Raw genomic sequence first — 17,452 nt, 5'->3', positions numbered from 1 at the left:
AATCGATTTCATTTAAATAATCCGTTTTCCAAATAATGATTCTATTAATTCTACTGCTATTTTCGAAGTCTTGCGGTCTTCATCATCCAAAGAGGGGTTAACTTCGACAAACTCTGCCGAGGTTAAAATTCCAGATTGATGTAGAATTTCCATCGCTAAATGGGCTTCCCGATAGTTGAGTCCACCCTTAACCGGTGTGCCCGTCCCCGGTGCCTCGATCGGATCGACACTATCAATATCAAAGCTTAGATGGACGCCATCCGTCTCTTGGCTAACAATGTGAATCGCTTCTTTCATTACTTTAGCCATACCTAACTCATCAATATCGTGCATGGTATAGCAGGTGATGTTATGCTCTCTGATGAAACGCTTTTCCTCCGGATCCAAGTCTCTTGCTCCGATAATAACTACATTTTCAGTCTTAATCTTGGGAGTAATACCACCTAGTCCCGTTAATACCGGATCTCCAAAACCTAGGCTAGCGGCAAGCGACATACCGTGAATGTTCCCCGATGGGCTAGTGTATGGCGTATTTACATCTCCATGGGCATCGATCCATATCACTCCTAGCCTCTTGTAGCGCTGGGCTAAGCCCGCAATCGTCCCGATGGCTATGCTATGATCCCCACCTAAGATTAGCGGAAAATCATCGGAACTCATTATTTCACTTATACATTCAGCTAACTGACGATTGATTTCTAAGACCTCACGATAATTTTTCATGTGTGAATCATTGGTTCCTAGGAAAGGTTCTATTCTATTCAAGACTTTATGATTCCGAATATCCACATCCAATCCTTTCAGCAGGTCTGCTAATCCCTCCGAGAGAAGGCCTTCTGGGCCCTGGTTTACCCCGCGTTTGCCTGCACCGAGATCAAATGGAACAGAAACCAATGAGATCGTTTTCATCATGGTTGAAAACATTGTTGTATCCCCCTTGTTTAATTATTTACGTATTAACAATTAAGCAATAATCGTGCCAACTATAACAACGGTTACACTTTGGTTATTTACAAGGATTTAGTGCAAATTATCATTGCATATTTTTATAATTTTTGCACCTAAACGCAAATTAATTTTTCTAATCTAGTTCATAAATAAAAAAACAAACCACTTTTTTCAAGGTGGTTTGCTTGCACGATATAAGGACTAATAGATGAGTTACAGCTCCTTCCCATGTCTAAGCCATATGGTGGTACCCATATAAAAGAGCCGCAAGCAGGAAAGCCCACCACAATCCATATTTCCAGTTCCATTTCAAACCCACGACAAACGGTGGTTTATCTACCATTCCTCCAACGATGATATTGATTGCGGAAATGGGAGAAAGCATGAGAGCCATAGCCCATCCGCCAATCAGGGCACCGGCCAGCGAAATGGGATTTAGCCCGATCAGCTCGGGAGAAAGACTAGTTCCAAGGATTGATCCGGTCACTAGCGGATGAATGCCGACAATCGCTAAGAGTGGGATGATGACGATCAACAGGAAGATCATGAGCCACAGTGAAAGGCCGCTAACTGTTGTGAAAAAGGCCGGGAAGATCTCGCCGATATCTGTTTTGGCTACCATTTCTCCAAGAAATCCGGCACTGATAAATAAGCTTACTTCATTAATCATTTTGGGCAGCGCTTGGACCCGATAATCAGTCACTGCTTCTTTGTATGCCCCTCTCCTTTGTGAGAGTGTCACCATGACTGCAGGGAAACCAATCGAAATCAGGGCAATGACGATCATGATCGGAAAGCCTCCCCATCTCTCAAGAAAGACGGAAAGAAAAATGATCAGCAGCACCAAGCCAATAAAAACAGTCAATTTACGTTTCCCGGTATCGCTGAGCGGTTGCCGGTTTACAGTTGAGCGGTTCTCCATGTCCTCCAGTTTACGGTGTGCCATCCAACCGTATAAGTTGAGAAATATTAGGCTCAATAAACCGAAACCGAGGGCAGGACCAAGATACGCATAGCTCGGAATCTGCAAATAGAAAAGAATAAGAATCACAGTTGGAAAATACGGCGCCCACAGCATGGTCGCGGCATATCCACGCATCATGGCTTGCACTCCCGTTTGGGTATATTTCTTGAAGTAGCCTTCGAGCATTTCATAATTGAGCCTCATTCCCCCGACATTCATCATGATGCATAGCGTGAAGGTGAGAAAGGAAACCACACTATAAAACTTCTGTCTTCCTTCCAGTCTTCCAGTTGTGACCTCTTGAATGGCTTGGAAATGTCCTTCGACTTTAAAAGGAATAGACAAAAGGGGAATCAAGATAAGAAAGGTCACTAACGGCATGTTCTTGGTTAAACTATCCATCCAAAATGCCGCGGTGCCCCCTGAGACGAAAAATAAAATGTGACCGATGAGCAACATGATTAGGCACAAGGTTTTAGTTGTTTTATTTAAATAATAGAAACCGAAAAGAAAACTAGATCCTAACATGAGGGTAAAGATCCAATACAGAAGGATCGTAGGAAAGAAATAGTGCAAGAGATAAAACAAAGCTAAGAGCAAGATGGCGGAAGATCGCAGTAAGGTGATCGGCAACCGGTTTATCATAAACGACATTCTATCAACTCCTTACGGCATATTGTATACCATATAAGCAAGTTGGAAAAGGTGAAAAACCACTAAAGGTGCGGCTGCAGCTGTTCGGATATTAGCTCCGAACAGCTGTTGCTTCACCTGAACAGGGATGGATAAAAGATTTTTTTGGATTTATGGCCTCCCCTCGGCTCTTTCTTCTTGAAGTTTCTCCTTAAATCGGAAACCGACTAAATAAAGCAGCAAAGGAAGTCCAAAGGCAATAGGCAGGGCAATCATGACCCACGCCTGCCAGATAGGGTTATTTTATTTCCACCCGCTTGATATCACCAACAAGGAACAGATAGCTGAAAATGGCGAGAAGGGCATTTGCCCCGACAAAGACGAGAGCCCCGTTAAATGAACCTGTAGAGGCAATAATATAACCGATGACAATCGGGGTTGTAATTCCCGCAAGATTTCCGAAGGTATTGAAAATCCCTCCGCTTAAACCCGACGTTTCCTTCGGGGAGGTGTCAGCTACGACAGCCCATCCTAAGGCACCGAATCCTTTTCCGAAAAAGGCTAAGGCCATTACGAAGATCACGACCGACTCGGCTTCTACATAGTTTGCCGTCACTAAGGACATGGACAGTAGGAGACCAGTAACGATGGGAACTTTTCTGGCAACTGTAAGTGAATAGCCCTTTCTCAGTAAGTAATCGGAGAACATCCCCCCAAGAACGCCGCCAAAAAAACCGCAAATCGCAGGCAATGAAGCAACGATACCCACTTTTAATATGGACATGCCTCGTTCTTGAACGAGATATACCGGAAACCAAGTCAAGAAAAAGTACGTAAGCGTGGTAATGCCATATTGTCCGAGATATACCCCCAACAACATCCGATTGGTGAGCAGCTGCTTCACATACTTCCCATTCAGGCCAGATTTTCGATGCTTTTTGGAAACAGCGTGATCCATGTTTGTTAAGGCACCGCCTGCCTCAATATAATCTAACTCTTCTTTGTTGATGCGTGGATGTTCTTTCGGGCTATAGATTGCTTTCGACCACCATAATGAAACGAGTATACCGACAATTCCCATAAAGAAAAATACCGACTGCCAGCCGTGGGCATGTACCAGATAGCCCATTATCGGAGCGAAAAGAACGGTTGCAAAATACTGTGCCGAGTTGAACGTTGCAGCGGCTGTTCCTCGTTCCCTGCTTGGAAACCAAGCAGCTACGATACGGCTATTTGCCGGAAAAGAAGGCGCTTCCGCTAAACCCACCAGAAATCTCAAGCCGAATAACACGATCACTGCTGTCGAGGCCGACTCGAAGCTTCCAATAAACCCTTGCGCAAGGGTAAATGCAGACCAAAAAAAGATGCTCCAGAAATAGATCTTTTTGGATCCATAACGGTCCAGCAGCCACCCCCCCGGAATTTGCCCCATGACGTAAGCCCATGCGAAAGCAGAAAACACATAGCCCATCATCACCGAGTCCAAACCAAGCTCTCCGGACATGGCATCCCCAGCTATGGAAAGCGTAGCCCTGTCCGCATAATTGATAGATGTCACAACGAACAACAAAAAGACAATAAAAAATCGAACACGGGTTTTCTTTGGGTCTTTCAGCGGACTTTCTAACCTTAAAGCCGTGTTGGTGTTCAATCCTTCCACCTCTTTTCCCGAAGTATCGCTTTGCCAAAGAAAGCGAGATTGGACGCTTTCTAATTTGGTTGCGTTTACAGTAATCTCTGCTCAACCTTCTTAATTAGTTTAATATTATACTAAATATTTGTTCAGTAAATATTTAGATCATAAAATTTATTAATAAACTTTATCGAGGGATGTTGTCGGTTCTTCTTTAATTAAAAAACCCTCCCTTTCAAGGGAGGATTCAATTAATATATTTCTTTCTTTTTGGAAAAACTAGCTTTATCTTACAGCATCCCCAGTTTTCAAATCGTTCTTCGGCTTTTAATGTTAAGGAGAGGCGCATAAGATTCGCTTAGTCTTAAGGCAAACGCAGCAGCCATTAAGCCAAGTCCTACTCCTGCCATCATATCGAGAACCCAGTGAATACCGAGATAAAAAATAGAAAAGACAATAATTCCTGCACAACTGATAAACAACATGCCCATTCGCGGAATTCCGGACCTTAAAGCAATGAATGCCATGGTAACCGAAAGAGAGGTGTGCAAACTAGGAAAGCAGTTATTCAACCCTGATAAAACGCGATATTCATGCTCGAAGTTAGGATAGACCTGTGGTATTAGAAACTCTACTCTAGACTGGTAGTACCATACCTCGTTGACCGGGAAAAAAAGATAAAAGGGAATGGCTATCAAGTAATTAATCATGATTCCATAAAATAAGGCATAAAACGATTTATCTTCTTGATAGGCGTGATAAACAATAAAGGAGACAAACATTAAAGCTGTAAAAACAATAATGTAAAAGTAAGTTAAGACATAGGTTAAGACATCGTTTTGAAAAAAATGCTGAATATATAAAACGATATTCCCCTCAATCCCATACACCCAAGGAGTAAAATCCCCAACCCCTTTCATTTCCTTTTCAATGATTTGCTGGATTTTGTTAAGAACCAGTACGACAAGCAAGGCTAAGAAGTGCCATATTAAAATCTTTTTAGTAAAAATAGCCTTGACGAATTCCATTACCGATACTAAAGGATTTCTCTGCAGCACATACCATAACACGATCAACACAGTTAAAGCCATCGTAATCATTATCATATATATCGACTCAAACATAAATCATTTCCCCTCTTAAATGACTAAGTCAACATAAAAAGACCTCAGCCTAACGGCAAGGTCTTGCTTATCAAGGCACGGGTGAAGTTATTTTACGAATTGCGAGAACACATTCGAATTTCTATGTGTGATTTTCTTTATTATATGGGAATGAGCGCTCTATGACAATAATATTTTATTTTGTCATTTAATCAGTTCAACCTAAAAAATGGACAGCGCTAGACTGTCCATTGCATTCAGAGGGTTATTCCAACTTATGTTTTGTTTTAGGATTACCTTTCGTAACTTAGTATAATATAATCTATTAAATATCGCCAAGCATCTTACTTGTAAAAAGTAATTAAATTTCAAATGTATAAATGAAAGTAGTATAATGTAAATAGTGAGGTGAATTTATGCATAACCTTTGACCGAGAATAGAAATAGCCTTGCAGTTGCTAGGCAAACGATGGACAGGGTTGATTCTATATCAGCTTCTTTCAGGTCCCCAGCGCTTTTCGGAGTTAGAAGCTGCTCTCCCTGTAAGTGGACGGCTTCTTACTGAACGTCTAAAGGAACTAGAAAAAGAGGGTATGGTTAACCGAAAAATCTACGCAGAGGTCCCTGTACGTGTCGAATACTCCTTAACAGAAAAAGGACGTGCATTGGAACCTATTTTCAGGGATTTGCAGACTTGGGCAGAAAATTGGGTAGAAATCACTTAATGTTTTTTCAAACATTCTTGAGGTAAAGAAGAAAAGGAAAGACGTTCAGTCAGCAGTAAATGGACGTCTTTTTTTGAAATAATCTTAGATGGATCGATCTAGTTATTTCCGATAAAAGTGTTATAATCTACATATCAAGTGTATCTTAACTATACAGGAGGAAAGAAACAATGGACTTTAGGAGAATGTCCGATGCTTTTGAGCTTGCTCGTGGAATTGAAAATGGAGCTATTAACGCAAGAGATATGGTTACCATCGCTCACTCGGCACAAAAATACAACTCAAGCATTGTATTGCATACTGAAAATAAAACCGTAGATGTGAAAAGTTTTCTGGGATTGGGTATTTCCCTGCTTACGTCTTCGCGCTACCGCCTTGAAATTCATGGGGATGACGAAGAAGAAGCCAAGAAAGAAATGACCAGAGTATTTGAAAAGTATGGATTTAATATCGAAATTTCCTAGCTAGATCCTTCTTCTGCGCAAAACGAATGAAGAATTATCGACAAAAAGCCCGGTGTACTGTAGCTGGGCTTTTCGGATTTATTGCAATAGGTTTATTCTGGATCCTCAATGGAACGAGGATCTAAATTGATAAACAGTTTTTCATGAGGTTCCACGTGTTCCAGTTGTTCAAAGGCTTTTCTCCGACAAATCGATTCCATTTGAAACGTATTCTTCGTTTCTTCTGCGTATTTAAAAAGGTTGGCTGGGACGTGAAAAAAACTGTTCTCTGGACCCCGAGCCAGCGCTTCCCACCCAAAAGGCTTGCCTGTTTTTAAAGACACGATAGGTTGGTATAACATATGTATATTTTCTTGAACCAAGATTTCTCGAAACTGATGAAGGTACTGGTATTCCTTCGTATTCATGCCATATTTGGCCATTTGCTGGGCATCTCGAATCCCACGGTAAATCTCTTTGGTTAGATCCTTCCCTTGTAAATGGGCATACCCCATATGTAGTCCTATGAGAGGTAGATGAGAAAAATCGCGTTGCAGGGTATTAATGAGCAATTCCTTAAACTGCAAACACCATTGTTCGATTTGCTGAGGCTCCACTCCGCCTCTCTTCGATAAATAAATGGCAAAGTCATCAGCCCAAAGGGGTTCAATGGCAATCACTTTAGCTTTGTTTTGAAACCACTCGGAGGAAATACTTACTATTAGCTTCTCTACAATCTGGATGAAGCGTCGGCTCATGACTTCACCATAGGCCAGTTCGACCTGTGTTAGTCTTTCGATATCTATGTAAATAAGAAGCAAAGTGGATCGTTCATGAAGTTCTTCTCGCATAGTACGTATCCATTTGCCTCGCTGATTGGTGTTTCTCTTTTGAAACCATCGATAAAAAGGCAACATGTCATTTCCCTCTATTTCTCTCTGTTTAAAGGTAGTATGGCAGAAGGAAGTGATGTTTGTGTTAATCTGATGTTAAGAAAAGATTAAAAGGTTTTAAAAAATGAAGTCAACTTTTTACATTCAATCCAAAGTTAGTTTACATTTTTCTGTTACCTTTTTAGTAGAAATCTTAAACAAGATACGGGGGGAGTGAAGAGACATGAAGGGAAAAGCATTAATCCTCTCCGAACCATTCGGCGGCGGCCACACGAAAGCAGCAGAATCGCTGAGCTTGCTGCTAAAAGGTTGGAACACCAGTGTTTATGAATTAGGTCATTATCTCCAACCGCGTCTTTCCAAGCATTTAGTGAGGGGATATTTAAAAACAGTAGAAAAAGCCTCATGGGTTTGGGGGAAAATTTATTCCAGCCCCCTTTCGGAAAGCAATATTATCCCTTTCATCTATCGAAGGGTCTATTTTGCCAAACTCGCTGCCCTCCTAATCCAAACGAAACCTGATATCATAATCGCTACACATCCTTTTAGTGCAGCAGCCATTAGCTCCCTTAAAAAACGTCATATCCAAATCCCGCTCATTGGGGTAACAACTGATTTTCATGTTCATCCTTGCTGGTCATTATCCAACTGGGATGTGCTTTGTATTGCCAGTAACGAGAAACCCGATTGGCTTAGAGAGCGGGAAGCATGCTCATTGACGACGGGGATTCCTGTTTCTCCTGTGTTCCATACCCGTCTTCCCATGGCTTTCAGCAAAAGCAAACTGCTGTTCGACGCGGCCAGGCCAGTTGTCTTGTGGATGGGCGGAAGCGAAGGGATATGCAAGAGCATATCCTGGGTGGATCGAATCAAGGATGAGCCATCTATTCAATGGATCTTTGTTACAGGCCGGAACCAGCAATTATACCGTACACTTACGCAATCCCTCGGTAATTTGCAACACGTTAGAATCCTTGGCTATACTCATAGCATTTCGGAGTTGATGGACGCTGCCGATCTACTGATCTCCAAACCAGGTGGAGTAACATGCTCCGAAGCCATCCAAAAAGAGCTGCCCATTCTCCTCTTGAAAGGGATAACCGGTCAAGAAGAAGAAAATCATGGCTTCCTGGTACGCCATGGGTTAGCACAAACAGCAAATACTCACGAAGTATGGGAAAAAATCAAACAGTTGATCCTTTACAGTGATCAACTGAACTCCACAAAAATGAATATGAAAAGATATAAGCGCTCCATTCGCCCCCACCAACTCTTGACCGTCGCAGAGGCATTTATTTCAAAAGGTGAACTTGGCAGCTAACTTTTTTCCTAATGCCTATGTATTTTCACTGTGTTAGATATATTGCTTTGACCGTCGGAAGGTGTCAGCTGATCGCCATAAGCGAACTTTGCCCGCCAAGCTAAAAAGCAGAAAGTCGGAGAAGCGATTGAAATGTATTCAGCAAAAAAACCTCTTTCTTGTGAAAGAGGTTAAGTAGTTCACCATATATGTAATGCTATTGTTTAAAACACCGTGCACCCATCTTAGATACGAATAACCAAGCGTTACTTGCAAAAGTTAGCTCGAACCAGGCTACCCTGCGGCACATGGAAGTCTCCGCTTATGGCTGCTTCCTTCCGGACCTGACCAGGTTCACGGAATTCCATTGCGCAGGACCCGATTGTCATCACTACATCCGGCAAGGCAGGCCTTACATATTCGCACCGCAGATGGGAATTCAACCCCGCTAAGGCGGATTGCGGGTTACAGGGCACCGCCATCTCCCCATCTAGCACGGTATGTATAGTTGAAATAATATTATCTCCCACAGATGCCGTTTTCTCATTTGTTTTATTAACCCGCGCTCTCGCAGGTGGGTTTCCGCATGTCAACATTCCCGCGATCCCAGTCCAGAGAGTGGGCATGGCGTCTGTTCACAAATTTGAGAATCCCTATAAAACAGTACGGTTTAAAACAGATAGAGAACACGTACACCGCAGGATATGTATCCTGTTTTGAGTTTATGGCGCGCTCGGAGGGATTCGAACCCCCGGCAAACCTGGTACCGGAAACCAGTGCTCTATCCAGCTGAGCTACGAGCGCATTTGTTAATTAATTTTAATTGGCACATGAAATGGCTGTAAGCCAGGTTTTGTTCCTGCGTGCTATGACGAAGCCACTCTCGCACTGCAGGTGTAGTCATTTGACTATCGGTCCATTGACCGATCCGCCCCTTTAGTTCATTTCCCGCAGGACGGCGCCCCTACCTTAGTTTTGGGTTGCTCGCTTGTGGGGTTTACCTCGTTCCACCTTCCCCGTTTCCGGGAAAGCTTCGTCACTGTGGCACTTTCAGGCTAGTTTCAGCATATCCAAATGGACTTAGCATGATTTCACCGCCGTCAGCTGATACTAATATCAACTGCCCACCCTTGCGGATGGCACAATCATTACACGCATCTCAGCATGTGCGAGCCTGGACTTTCCTCAACTTATGCTTGCACATAAGCCGCGACTACTCACCATTTCATGTTATGTAGTTGTCAATATCGCTGTGGAGATTAATTTATCATACTGTGATACTTGATGTCATTAGTAAATGATTTCCAAAACCACTCACTGTTAAGTTGCTTGATATCAATTCTTAAAGTCGATGATTAATTTATCATGTTCTTTGAAGATAAACAATAGTATCTTGTTACCAGTAATCCAAAGATCGAGCTGAATCATATCAATATCAAAACTCAATTTCCCTATTTACAAGGCAGTCGTTCTTGCCCCCGACTGAGTGCCGCCCAAACTGCTTTATTCCTTGAATCGTTTAGTGACGATCCGTTCTAACCAGTTCCATGGCGCAATTGATTTAAAAGCTAAGCTTATTTTAACCCCTTTGCCAATGGGATATCGCAATTTCGGAGCCTTAGATTTAGCGACATGCAATATAAGATCGATTACTTCTTTTGGATTACCTGCCGTTCTGGAGGTTTGCTCCACCTCACGGCGAATCAGTTCTTTTAAACGCTGATAAGGAGAAGGCATGGAGAAATCGGCAGAATCCACCCCTTTTCCCCAAATTTCGGTTTTGAAGGACCCTGGTTCAATTAATACAACACGCACCCCAAATGGAGCCATTTCCAGTCGTAGTGTTTCACTAAACCCCTCTAGCGCAAACTTCGAAGCCACATAGGGTCCCAAGGCAGGAAAGCCCATTCGGCCACTGATGCTGCTGATATTGATGATCATCCCCTGCCGCTGCTTTCGCATGAAGGGTAAAATAGCTTGGGTTAGAGAAACCACTCCAAAAAAGTTCGTATCAAACTGGCGTCGCCATTCCTCGAGATCGACTTCTTCCACAAATCCTGCAGAGGCATACCCGGCATTATTGACCAGCAAGTCAACTCGACCATTACGATCAATCACTTGTCTGACTATCTCTTGAATTTGCAACGAGTCTGTTACGTCCATCTCATAAATTTCAACACACGCATATAAGCCCTCCTTTTTAATGGCCTGCTCTAAGAGGGCCTTACGTTCCAAATTGCGCATAGTAGCAACCACTCGATATCCCTCTTTTGCCAATGCCACCGTTGCAAGCAGTCCAAAGCCACTCGAGGCACCCGTAATGAAGGCGATAGGAGGATTTGTATTTTTTGCTTGCATAGGTTTTTCCATCCTCTGTGGGTTTTCTAGTACTTATATTCAACCGCAGCTATGGCACCCTCTGTTCCTTTATTTTTGATATCGTATCAATAAGTTCTTCACCGAATGTCTGCTTCAGCAGATCCATGCACCATTCCCATGCTGGCCTATAATCCTTAAGGGAAAAATGGGGAGATGAAATTTCTTCTCTTTTTTTCATATTGACGCAGAGGTGCTCTTCGTATTCATATCCCCATCGGGAAAAAACGGCCGTTTCTGGAGTAATGGCTGTAATAAACAGTTCAGAATCCATTTGGATGACGTCCAATGGAAACAATGAACAGCTCATCGGTTTCAATTCTAAAGGGGACATATGATGGTCAAGTGCGTAGCGATGGATGCTGCAGTATGATTCTTTGTCTCCTTTGACATAGAAGAAGCAATTTCCTTCACAAAGCTTAATAGTTGGAGCTAACGGACCTGTAGCAGTAACCTCCTTAAACCCTGATTCCCTGGCTTCCCGTTGCCGCTTCTCGTCCAAATATTGCTGAATAATAAAAGGAGCCGCTTTATCTAGTTTTTTCTCACTTTCCCGATCAGTTGAGTAGGGCTGTCCCCCTTCACAGCATGTCGAAGAATGAACCAAATGACAACTCATGCAATCGAGATTCACTTTAGTAAAGATGGCGGGATCAATGACAAACTCGCCAACTGTGAAAAAGCTATTCTTTTTGAAGTATTTTTTGAAATGAAAAGCTTCCTTTTTAGATAAAGCATCCTGTGTTCCGAAATATAAAAGATCCATGAAAGTAACCTCAGAAATCAGGCTACCTCCTTTCTTCAATATTGTTTTTATCCAGTATAACTTAGATGCCTGCGCTAAAAAATGCCCCTTAACAAAATGGTTAAGGGGATATGACTCATCTGTTCACCAAAAGAATCGCGAGACGTAAGGGGACTGGCCAGACTAACCCAATGCCGCCTCCAAATCGTTCCAAATGTCTTCTACATCTTCTATGCCTACAGAAAAACGTACGAGACCGTCCAAAATACCGGCTTTTTCTCGCTCTTCCTTTGGTATGATGGCATGGGTCATGGAAGCAGGATGCTGGATCAAGGTTCCCACATCACCTAGCGATACGGCCAGGGTGCATACTTTCACATTATTCATGAGACTGACGCCTGCTTGGTACCCGCCTTTCAAAATAAAAGAAATCATGGCTCCGGGACCCTTCATTTGCTTTTCCATAATCGCGTTATCTTCAAAGCTTGCCAGGCCTGGATAAAACACTTGCCCAATGGTGGGATGTTTTTCCAGTCGCTCTGCTAGAATTTTTGCGTTCGATTGGGAGCGATCCATCCGAATGTGTAATGTCCGGATTCCCTGATATAAAAGCCATGCATCCATTGGAGACATAACGGCCCCCATATTCTTTTGGACTTCCTTTCTCATGGGGTCAATAATATGCTTGTTTGCAACCACTAAACCGCCAATCAGGTAGCCGTGGCCCGACAAATATTTTGTTGCGCTGTGAACGACAATATCAATTCCCGAAAGGATGGGATTCTGTAAATAGGGAGACAGGAAGGTATTGTCAACGACAGTCAAAATGCCTTTTTGCTGTGCTAAGGTGGCAACACTTTTTAAATCGACTAATGATAAGGTAGGATTTGAAGGCGTCTCGAAATATATGACCTTGGTCCGCGTCGTAACGAATGGTTCGACTTCAGATGCCGTTTTGAAGGGGACAAATGAGATCTCCACGCCAAACTTTTTCAAGGTTTTGGTCAGAAAAGCATGCGTCGCACCATACAGTGCCGTGTGTGCGATCATATGATCTCCAGCTTGCAAGATACCCATAAGGCATCCCGTAATCGCGGCCATTCCCGATGAGAAAGCGAGACAACCATCCGCATATTCCAGCTTGGCTACTTTCTCTTCCAGTTCACGCACAGTAGGATTTCCCAGCCGCGTATACATGAATCCGGGATCCTCTCCAGCGAATCGAGCAGCTCCTTGCTCTGCATGGTCAAACACAAAGGTTGAAGTCATATAGATGGGCGGGATATGGGATCCATAACCAGGATCTTTCTTCACTTTTACAAGTTCCGAATTATAATTCATTATTTTTTACACCTACTGTAAAAAAATTTTATGATTCATTATCTAGTCTATACAAAGATCCCATAAGGGAAACTATTCCCAAATTATTTCTTATGCACCATTTATTGCATTGTTCATTTTGCCCACACAAAAAATGGGTATTTATAGCTCATCACTTGCCCATAGCAAACTTTTTTTCCAACATAATATAATTGAAGACTAACCTGCATCGGAAGGGGGGGTGAAATGTCTTTAGTTGAAAAGATTTTCAAAAATCTTAAGCGGCTTATAATGAAAAACAAGAACTTCATGTTGAATCCATCGAATTCCACACCATCAAGAGAGAGCAGCAAAAGATTTTATCCTCCATCCATAACCCCGCATGAACATGAGCCTACAAGAGATAAATTTGACATTATACAACGAGATGCCTTTGGAGAAGGTGTCGTTTCCAAGATTAAATTTCAAGCAGCGGATTTATTGTTCCGGTTCTCGGGAACACCGCTTCCTTACCAAACCCTGTATACATTACAAAAACAAAGAGGTCTTTATATTGAAGATCCCTACTTTATGGGAAAAATTTTGCATTCCTGCGATCCCAATACCTTTGTAAATATGGAAACACAGGAGTTCTGGGCCATTAAGGATATCTTTCCAGGTGATTTCATCACAATGGATTATGAAGCTACGGAGGATGAACTATACAGAAGCTTTGAATGTACTTGCGGATCTCAAAAGTGCCGCAAAAGAATTAAGGGGAAGGAAAAGGGTGGAAAGGGGTGAATGATCGTGTCAAAAGACTTCAATAACGCAAATCTAGGAACGAAAACGGTATGGGCGGGAGAAGAAGAATTTCTCGTATACGGAGCCACACAGGTGCCTGTCGTCTTCAGTGTCGCTTACGGATATGATGATGTGGATCACTGGCATGATGTAAACATAGGAGTAAAAAAAGGATACATTTATAGCCGCTGTACCAACCCAACCGTCCAGGCGTTTGAAAATAAAATAAAAATTTTAGAAATGGCTGAAGAAGCAACCAGTTTTTCAACGGGTATGGCGGCGATCAGCAATACCCTGTACACTTTTTTAAGATCCGGTGATCGCATCGTTTCCATTAAGGATACGTATGGGGGAACCAACAAAATTTTTACCGAATTCCTTCCGCAGTTGGGAGTCGAAGTGGTTCTTACAGACACGGAGTGTCCAAAAGCCATGGAAGCGGAAGTAGCGAAGGGCTGCAAGATATTATACTTGGAAACACCGACCAACCCTACCGTCAAGGTTACCGACATCCAGCGTTTGGCAAACGCAGCGCATGAGGCAGGTGCACTAGTCGTAGTAGACAACACATTTGCCACCCCCATCAATCAAAATCCCTTGGCATTAGGGGCAGATTTGGTGATACACAGCGCAACTAAATTTCTTGGCGGCCATGGAGATGCGCTTGGCGGAGTGGTATGCGGAGCAAAGGAACTGGTCCAAAAAATTGAACACTACCGAGAAATCAATGGGGCAGCCATGGATCCATTCGCCGCTTACTTGATCCTTAGGGGCATGAAGACGTTAAAGCTGAGAGTCCTACAGCAAGCCAAAAGTGCCATGGATATTGCAAACTTTCTCTATAAGCAGAGATGGGTAGATACGGTGCATTATCCAGGCCTGGAAACCCACCCCAATCATGAGCTTGCCAAGAAGCAGATGCGAGGTTTTGGCGGGATCCTCAGTTTTTCGTTAAAGGGCGGCATGGATGCGGTTCGCGTATTCCTTCCGCGTCTTCAGTTTGCCAACCGGGCGGCAAACCTAGGTGCAGTGGAGACCACATACGGCCCTGCTTGTACAACTAGTCATGCGGAATGTACTCCAGAAGAGCGTGCGGCGATGGGAATCCCGGATAGCTTAATCCGTATTTCTGTTGGAATCGAGGATACACAAGACCTGATTGCGGACCTGGAGCAATCCTTCCGCTATCTCGATCAACATTTTTAAGAAGAAAAAGGAAGCCCCTGGCTTCCTTTTTTAATGCAAATCAATGCAGACCGCACTATCTTCTCCACTCCATTGAGAATAGACAAAGTAATAAGCATCAATCATGGATATATTACTATTCATGACACCTATCGCAGTTATTACCCATTATCGTGGAAGAAAGTGTCATTGGCATTTATGCCATAGCCAAAGATATTCGCAGCGAAAAGAAGACTGAGGAAGACTTAAAGTCCACGAAAGAGCAGCTGGAATCTTTCTTTAAAAATTAAACCGACTCGATTGTCGTGGTTAACCTGGAAGGTCATATTTTAAAAGTTAATGATGCTTTTGAAAGGATCTTCGGATGGAAACGCGAAGAGGAAGACCTATCCTCTCTAGTGATACCTGAAGATTTAATCAGCCAGTATCAAACTCTACATCAAGTAGTCAATTTCGGAGGACAAGTATCCGGATACGAAACCATCGCAAAAAGAAGAGGCGGAATTTTATTTGATATGAACTTGTCCATTTCAGCCATTCGTGATGCTAAAGGGGATGAAATGGCACGCGCGATTACGATCAGGGATATCTCCGATCGCAAACGTGAAGAAAACAAATTAAAAAATGCATTAAAAGAACTGGCAGATATCAAATTGGCATTGGATGAATCCTCTATTGTAGCGATTACGGATTACAAAGGAGTCATAACCTACGTCAATGATAAGTTCTGTCAAATCTCCAAGTACGATCAGGATGATCTAATAGGGAAAACTCACCGAATCATCAACTCCGGCTATCATCCGAAGAGCTTCTTCCAGGACATGTGGGAAACCATATCGGAAGGCGAGGTATGGGAAGGAGAAATTAAGAATAAGGCCAAGGACGGGACTTATTATTGGGTAAAGACGACCATTGTTCCGTTCTTTGATGAAAATGATCAGATTTACCAGTATGTATCGATCCGGACGGATATTACGGCCCGTAAACACGCAGAAGAAGATTTGAAAAATGCCCTAGAGGAGTTAGCCGATATTAAATTTGCCCTGGATGAGTCCTCCATAGTAGCCGTTACTTCCCTCCAACCAGCCTTACGTCTGTATGGAGATCGCACTACGTTATGAATATGGGCATCAACTGGTGTGGTGTTTATAACCCAAATTTATGTATTAACCAATTGTGCTGCTAGAGTCGAAAAGTGAGTTCCTGAATACTCTGTTATTACAGAGAGGAGCGTGAATATGCCGACTATTGTGTACCGTAACCAGAAATACGGATTTCGCTTGGATTTTCCTTTGTGGTGGAGGAGGCGCGCTTTTGTTGTCCGAAGAAAATGCACTGGCGAAGATATAGTTGCTTGTATTGAATTTAGACTCCGTTATCGTCGTCCCATTCAAGGGATCTCATCAACTACTATATTTGAAGTCTACATCTTTAGACTATCGGAAAAAGAATGGAGCAGACAATATAAAGACTCTCCCTTCTTTTTTCTAGCTGCGAGAAATGGTTTCGTTTTCGCGGCGATTCATCCGGGCGAACCGCCGAGTGAATTCCTGCTGCCGGATGGTTCTGATTTCAACCGCAATATACTTGAATTTCAATGGCTGCTGCGGATGATTAATGAAGATTTGCCGGTAATTTTGAAGAGCTTCCGCTTTATTTAAGGAAGTTTCAATCGGCCATTCCTATATAAGGGGATGATTGAAAGTAATGATGGGATTTTTATAATAAAAAATAAACCGATAACACCCCATCTCTTATAATAAAAAAACCTCCGGTTGGAGGTTTTTAGTAAATTTATTTCGGACGAACAACCCGGATCCGTTTTCTTAGTTCTGCCGATAAAGGTTAACTGTAGCTGTAATCTCCCTTTACCCTGTTGCGCTTGATTATTCCTCCTCTTAATTTGCCTGAGCTGCTTGGAGCGGCTACTAGCATCCCAAAGGTATTCATGACAGTGGCGATCGGTGTAGCGACCGCTCTACCCTCACCTCCCGCAAAGTGAAGCGCCGCAGCATAATTATCACCCGAACGAAGCCACACGGACCCTGAATCACCGGCTGCGCTTCGACCTCGATGATTACTTGATTACGGAAGAAGAGAGTTCCGTCGCCAAAATCGTAACCTGTAACTTTCTGGTCTTGGTTAATCGATTCCACTGTTCCAATTGTAAAGCCGGTTGTTCGTCCGGTTTTATACAAATTTTCTCCGACCCGTTCAGCATTCAAATGACCCGGTAATGCGATGGGTATCCACCTGCGGCCAAAGGCAAAGGGTCTTAAATAGCGCGGATTGAACAGACTATCATTTGGTATACCTCTTACAATCGCAGCATCCATAAAGTTAACTTGGCCATCCCTTAACGGAACATACAAGGACGGTCTTCCAATAAAATCGGCTGCAT

Annotated in this window: 17 protein-coding genes, 1 tRNA gene and 3 other RNA genes; 7 read left to right on the top strand and 14 right to left on the bottom strand. The window is 42.9% G+C overall.

All coding sequences use genetic code 11. The annotated features are described in order from the left end of the window. Positions 1-12 precede the first annotated feature (12 nt). The 4 genes from rocF to ABLT31_RS06140 form a co-directional block, all read right to left on the bottom strand. Positions 13-909 (bottom strand): arginase, encoded by an 897-nt coding sequence (gene rocF, locus ABLT31_RS06155; RefSeq protein ID WP_367750237.1) that lies wholly within the window; start codon positions 907-909, stop codon positions 13-15. 271 nt (positions 910-1,180) lie between these two features. Beyond that, positions 1,181-2,566 (bottom strand): hypothetical protein, encoded by a 1,386-nt coding sequence (locus ABLT31_RS06150; protein ID WP_367749756.1) that lies wholly within the window; start codon positions 2,564-2,566, stop codon positions 1,181-1,183. A 277-nt stretch (positions 2,567-2,843) separates the two neighbouring features. Continuing rightward, positions 2,844-4,196: an MFS transporter gene (locus ABLT31_RS06145; RefSeq protein WP_367749754.1), complete on the bottom strand. Its 1,353-nt coding sequence runs from the start codon at positions 4,194-4,196 to the stop codon at positions 2,844-2,846. A gap of 290 nt (positions 4,197-4,486) precedes the next feature. Further along, entirely contained in the window at positions 4,487-5,302 is an 816-nt protein-coding gene (locus ABLT31_RS06140) for a phosphatase PAP2 family protein (protein WP_367749752.1), read from the bottom strand. Positions 5,303-5,736: 434 nt separating this feature from the next. On the opposite strand from ABLT31_RS06140, the gene ABLT31_RS06135 reads away from it, so the two are divergent. Both ABLT31_RS06135 and ABLT31_RS06130 read left to right on the top strand, forming a co-directional pair. Next, on the top strand, positions 5,737-6,006 hold the full coding sequence (locus ABLT31_RS06135; RefSeq protein WP_462976467.1) for a winged helix-turn-helix transcriptional regulator: 270 nt from the start codon (positions 5,737-5,739) through the stop codon (positions 6,004-6,006). 170 nt (positions 6,007-6,176) lie between these two features. Beyond that, positions 6,177-6,470 (top strand): HPr family phosphocarrier protein, encoded by a 294-nt coding sequence (locus tag ABLT31_RS06130; protein ID WP_367749750.1) that lies wholly within the window; start codon positions 6,177-6,179, stop codon positions 6,468-6,470. Positions 6,471-6,562: 92 nt separating this feature from the next. Here ABLT31_RS06130 and ABLT31_RS06125 read toward each other — a convergent pair whose 3' ends face one another. Next, positions 6,563-7,366, bottom strand: coding sequence for an EAL domain-containing protein (locus ABLT31_RS06125; protein WP_367749749.1), 804 nt, complete (start codon positions 7,364-7,366; stop codon positions 6,563-6,565). A gap of 199 nt (positions 7,367-7,565) precedes the next feature. On the opposite strand from ABLT31_RS06125, the gene ABLT31_RS06120 reads away from it, so the two are divergent. Further along, positions 7,566-8,663: an MGDG synthase family glycosyltransferase gene (locus ABLT31_RS06120; RefSeq protein ID WP_367749748.1), complete on the top strand. Its 1,098-nt coding sequence runs from the start codon at positions 7,566-7,568 to the stop codon at positions 8,661-8,663. 211 nt (positions 8,664-8,874) lie between these two features. Here the strand turns inward: ABLT31_RS06120 and ffs are convergent. The 7 genes from ffs to ABLT31_RS06085 all read right to left on the bottom strand — a co-directional run bounded on the left by ffs (position 8,875) and on the right by ABLT31_RS06085 (position 13,104). Further along, positions 8,875-9,141, bottom strand: an RNA gene (gene ffs, locus ABLT31_RS06115) — signal recognition particle sRNA large type. Positions 9,142-9,161: 20 nt separating this feature from the next. Further along, positions 9,162-9,349: non-coding RNA, 6S RNA (gene ssrS, locus ABLT31_RS06110), on the bottom strand. Between the two features lie 18 nt (positions 9,350-9,367). Beyond that, positions 9,368-9,446: transfer RNA gene (locus ABLT31_RS06105), tRNA-Arg, on the bottom strand. 33 nt (positions 9,447-9,479) lie between these two features. Beyond that, positions 9,480-9,867, bottom strand: an RNA gene (rnpB, locus tag ABLT31_RS06100) — RNase P RNA component class B. A gap of 278 nt (positions 9,868-10,145) precedes the next feature. Then, on the bottom strand, positions 10,146-11,000 hold the full coding sequence (locus ABLT31_RS06095) for an SDR family oxidoreductase (protein ID WP_367749746.1): 855 nt from the start codon (positions 10,998-11,000) through the stop codon (positions 10,146-10,148). Positions 11,001-11,049: 49 nt separating this feature from the next. Next, the gene (locus ABLT31_RS06090; protein ID WP_367749744.1) at positions 11,050-11,784 is read right to left on the bottom strand and encodes a DUF3109 family protein; all 735 of its coding nucleotides are present in this window, start codon (positions 11,782-11,784) and stop codon (positions 11,050-11,052) included. 162 nt (positions 11,785-11,946) lie between these two features. Further along, positions 11,947-13,104, bottom strand: a complete 1,158-nt coding sequence (locus ABLT31_RS06085; protein ID WP_367749743.1) for a trans-sulfuration enzyme family protein — start codon at positions 13,102-13,104, stop codon at positions 11,947-11,949. A 225-nt stretch (positions 13,105-13,329) separates the two neighbouring features. Between ABLT31_RS06085 and ABLT31_RS06080 the strand changes: the two genes are divergently transcribed. From ABLT31_RS06080 to ABLT31_RS06065, 4 genes are all read left to right on the top strand, one after another. Continuing rightward, positions 13,330-13,866: an SET domain-containing protein gene (locus tag ABLT31_RS06080; protein ID WP_367749741.1), complete on the top strand. Its 537-nt coding sequence runs from the start codon at positions 13,330-13,332 to the stop codon at positions 13,864-13,866. Further along, entirely contained in the window at positions 13,867-15,072 is a 1,206-nt protein-coding gene (locus tag ABLT31_RS06075; protein ID WP_367749739.1) for a cystathionine gamma-synthase family protein, read from the top strand. 284 nt (positions 15,073-15,356) lie between these two features. Next, positions 15,357-16,172, top strand: coding sequence for a PAS domain-containing protein (locus ABLT31_RS06070; protein WP_367749737.1), 816 nt, complete (start codon positions 15,357-15,359; stop codon positions 16,170-16,172). Between the two features lie 117 nt (positions 16,173-16,289). Further along, entirely contained in the window at positions 16,290-16,712 is a 423-nt protein-coding gene (locus tag ABLT31_RS06065) for a hypothetical protein (RefSeq protein ID WP_367749735.1), read from the top strand. Positions 16,713-16,896: 184 nt separating this feature from the next. Here the strand turns inward: ABLT31_RS06065 and ABLT31_RS06060 are convergent, their stop codons facing one another. Both ABLT31_RS06060 and ABLT31_RS06055 read right to left on the bottom strand, forming a co-directional pair. Beyond that, the gene (locus tag ABLT31_RS06060) at positions 16,897-17,091 is read right to left on the bottom strand and encodes a hypothetical protein (protein WP_367749733.1); all 195 of its coding nucleotides are present in this window, start codon (positions 17,089-17,091) and stop codon (positions 16,897-16,899) included. Positions 17,092-17,128: 37 nt separating this feature from the next. Beyond that, the gene (locus tag ABLT31_RS06055; RefSeq protein WP_367749731.1) at positions 17,129-17,272 is read right to left on the bottom strand and encodes a hypothetical protein; all 144 of its coding nucleotides are present in this window, start codon (positions 17,270-17,272) and stop codon (positions 17,129-17,131) included. Between the last annotated feature and the right edge of the window lie 180 nt (positions 17,273-17,452).

The organism is Ammoniphilus soli (assembly GCF_040813775.1).
Note: the sequence above shows the minus strand (reverse complement) of the source record. Positions and strands in the feature narration are given on the sequence as shown.

What these genes read in the sequence shown, in the direction of transcription:
- ABLT31_RS06140 (WP_367749752.1), bottom strand. Translation starts at nt 5,302, where the DNA reads ATGTTTGAGTCGATATATATGATAATGATTACGATGGCTTTAACTGTG.
- ABLT31_RS06090 (WP_367749744.1), bottom strand. Translation starts at nt 11,784, where the DNA reads ATGGATCTTTTATATTTCGGAACACAGGATGCTTTATCTAAAAAGGAA.
- ABLT31_RS06095 (WP_367749746.1), bottom strand. Translation starts at nt 11,000, where the DNA reads ATGCAAGCAAAAAATACAAATCCTCCTATCGCCTTCATTACGGGTGCC.
- ABLT31_RS06150 (WP_367749756.1), bottom strand. Translation starts at nt 2,566, where the DNA reads ATGTCGTTTATGATAAACCGGTTGCCGATCACCTTACTGCGATCTTCC.
- ABLT31_RS06085 (WP_367749743.1), bottom strand. Translation starts at nt 13,104, where the DNA reads ATGAATTATAATTCGGAACTTGTAAAAGTGAAGAAAGATCCTGGTTAT.
- ABLT31_RS06075 (WP_367749739.1), top strand. Translation starts at nt 13,867, where the DNA reads ATGATCGTGTCAAAAGACTTCAATAACGCAAATCTAGGAACGAAAACG.
- ABLT31_RS06080 (WP_367749741.1), top strand. Translation starts at nt 13,330, where the DNA reads ATGTCTTTAGTTGAAAAGATTTTCAAAAATCTTAAGCGGCTTATAATG.
- rocF (WP_367750237.1), bottom strand. Translation starts at nt 909, where the DNA reads ATGAAAACGATCTCATTGGTTTCTGTTCCATTTGATCTCGGTGCAGGC.
- ABLT31_RS06125 (WP_367749749.1), bottom strand. Translation starts at nt 7,366, where the DNA reads ATGTTGCCTTTTTATCGATGGTTTCAAAAGAGAAACACCAATCAGCGA.
- ABLT31_RS06130 (WP_367749750.1), top strand. Translation starts at nt 6,177, where the DNA reads ATGGACTTTAGGAGAATGTCCGATGCTTTTGAGCTTGCTCGTGGAATT.
- ABLT31_RS06055 (WP_367749731.1), bottom strand. Translation starts at nt 17,272, where the DNA reads ATGCTGAACGGGTCGGAGAAAATTTGTATAAAACCGGACGAACAACCG.
- ABLT31_RS06120 (WP_367749748.1), top strand. Translation starts at nt 7,566, where the DNA reads ATGAAGGGAAAAGCATTAATCCTCTCCGAACCATTCGGCGGCGGCCAC.
- ABLT31_RS06065 (WP_367749735.1), top strand. Translation starts at nt 16,290, where the DNA reads ATGCCGACTATTGTGTACCGTAACCAGAAATACGGATTTCGCTTGGAT.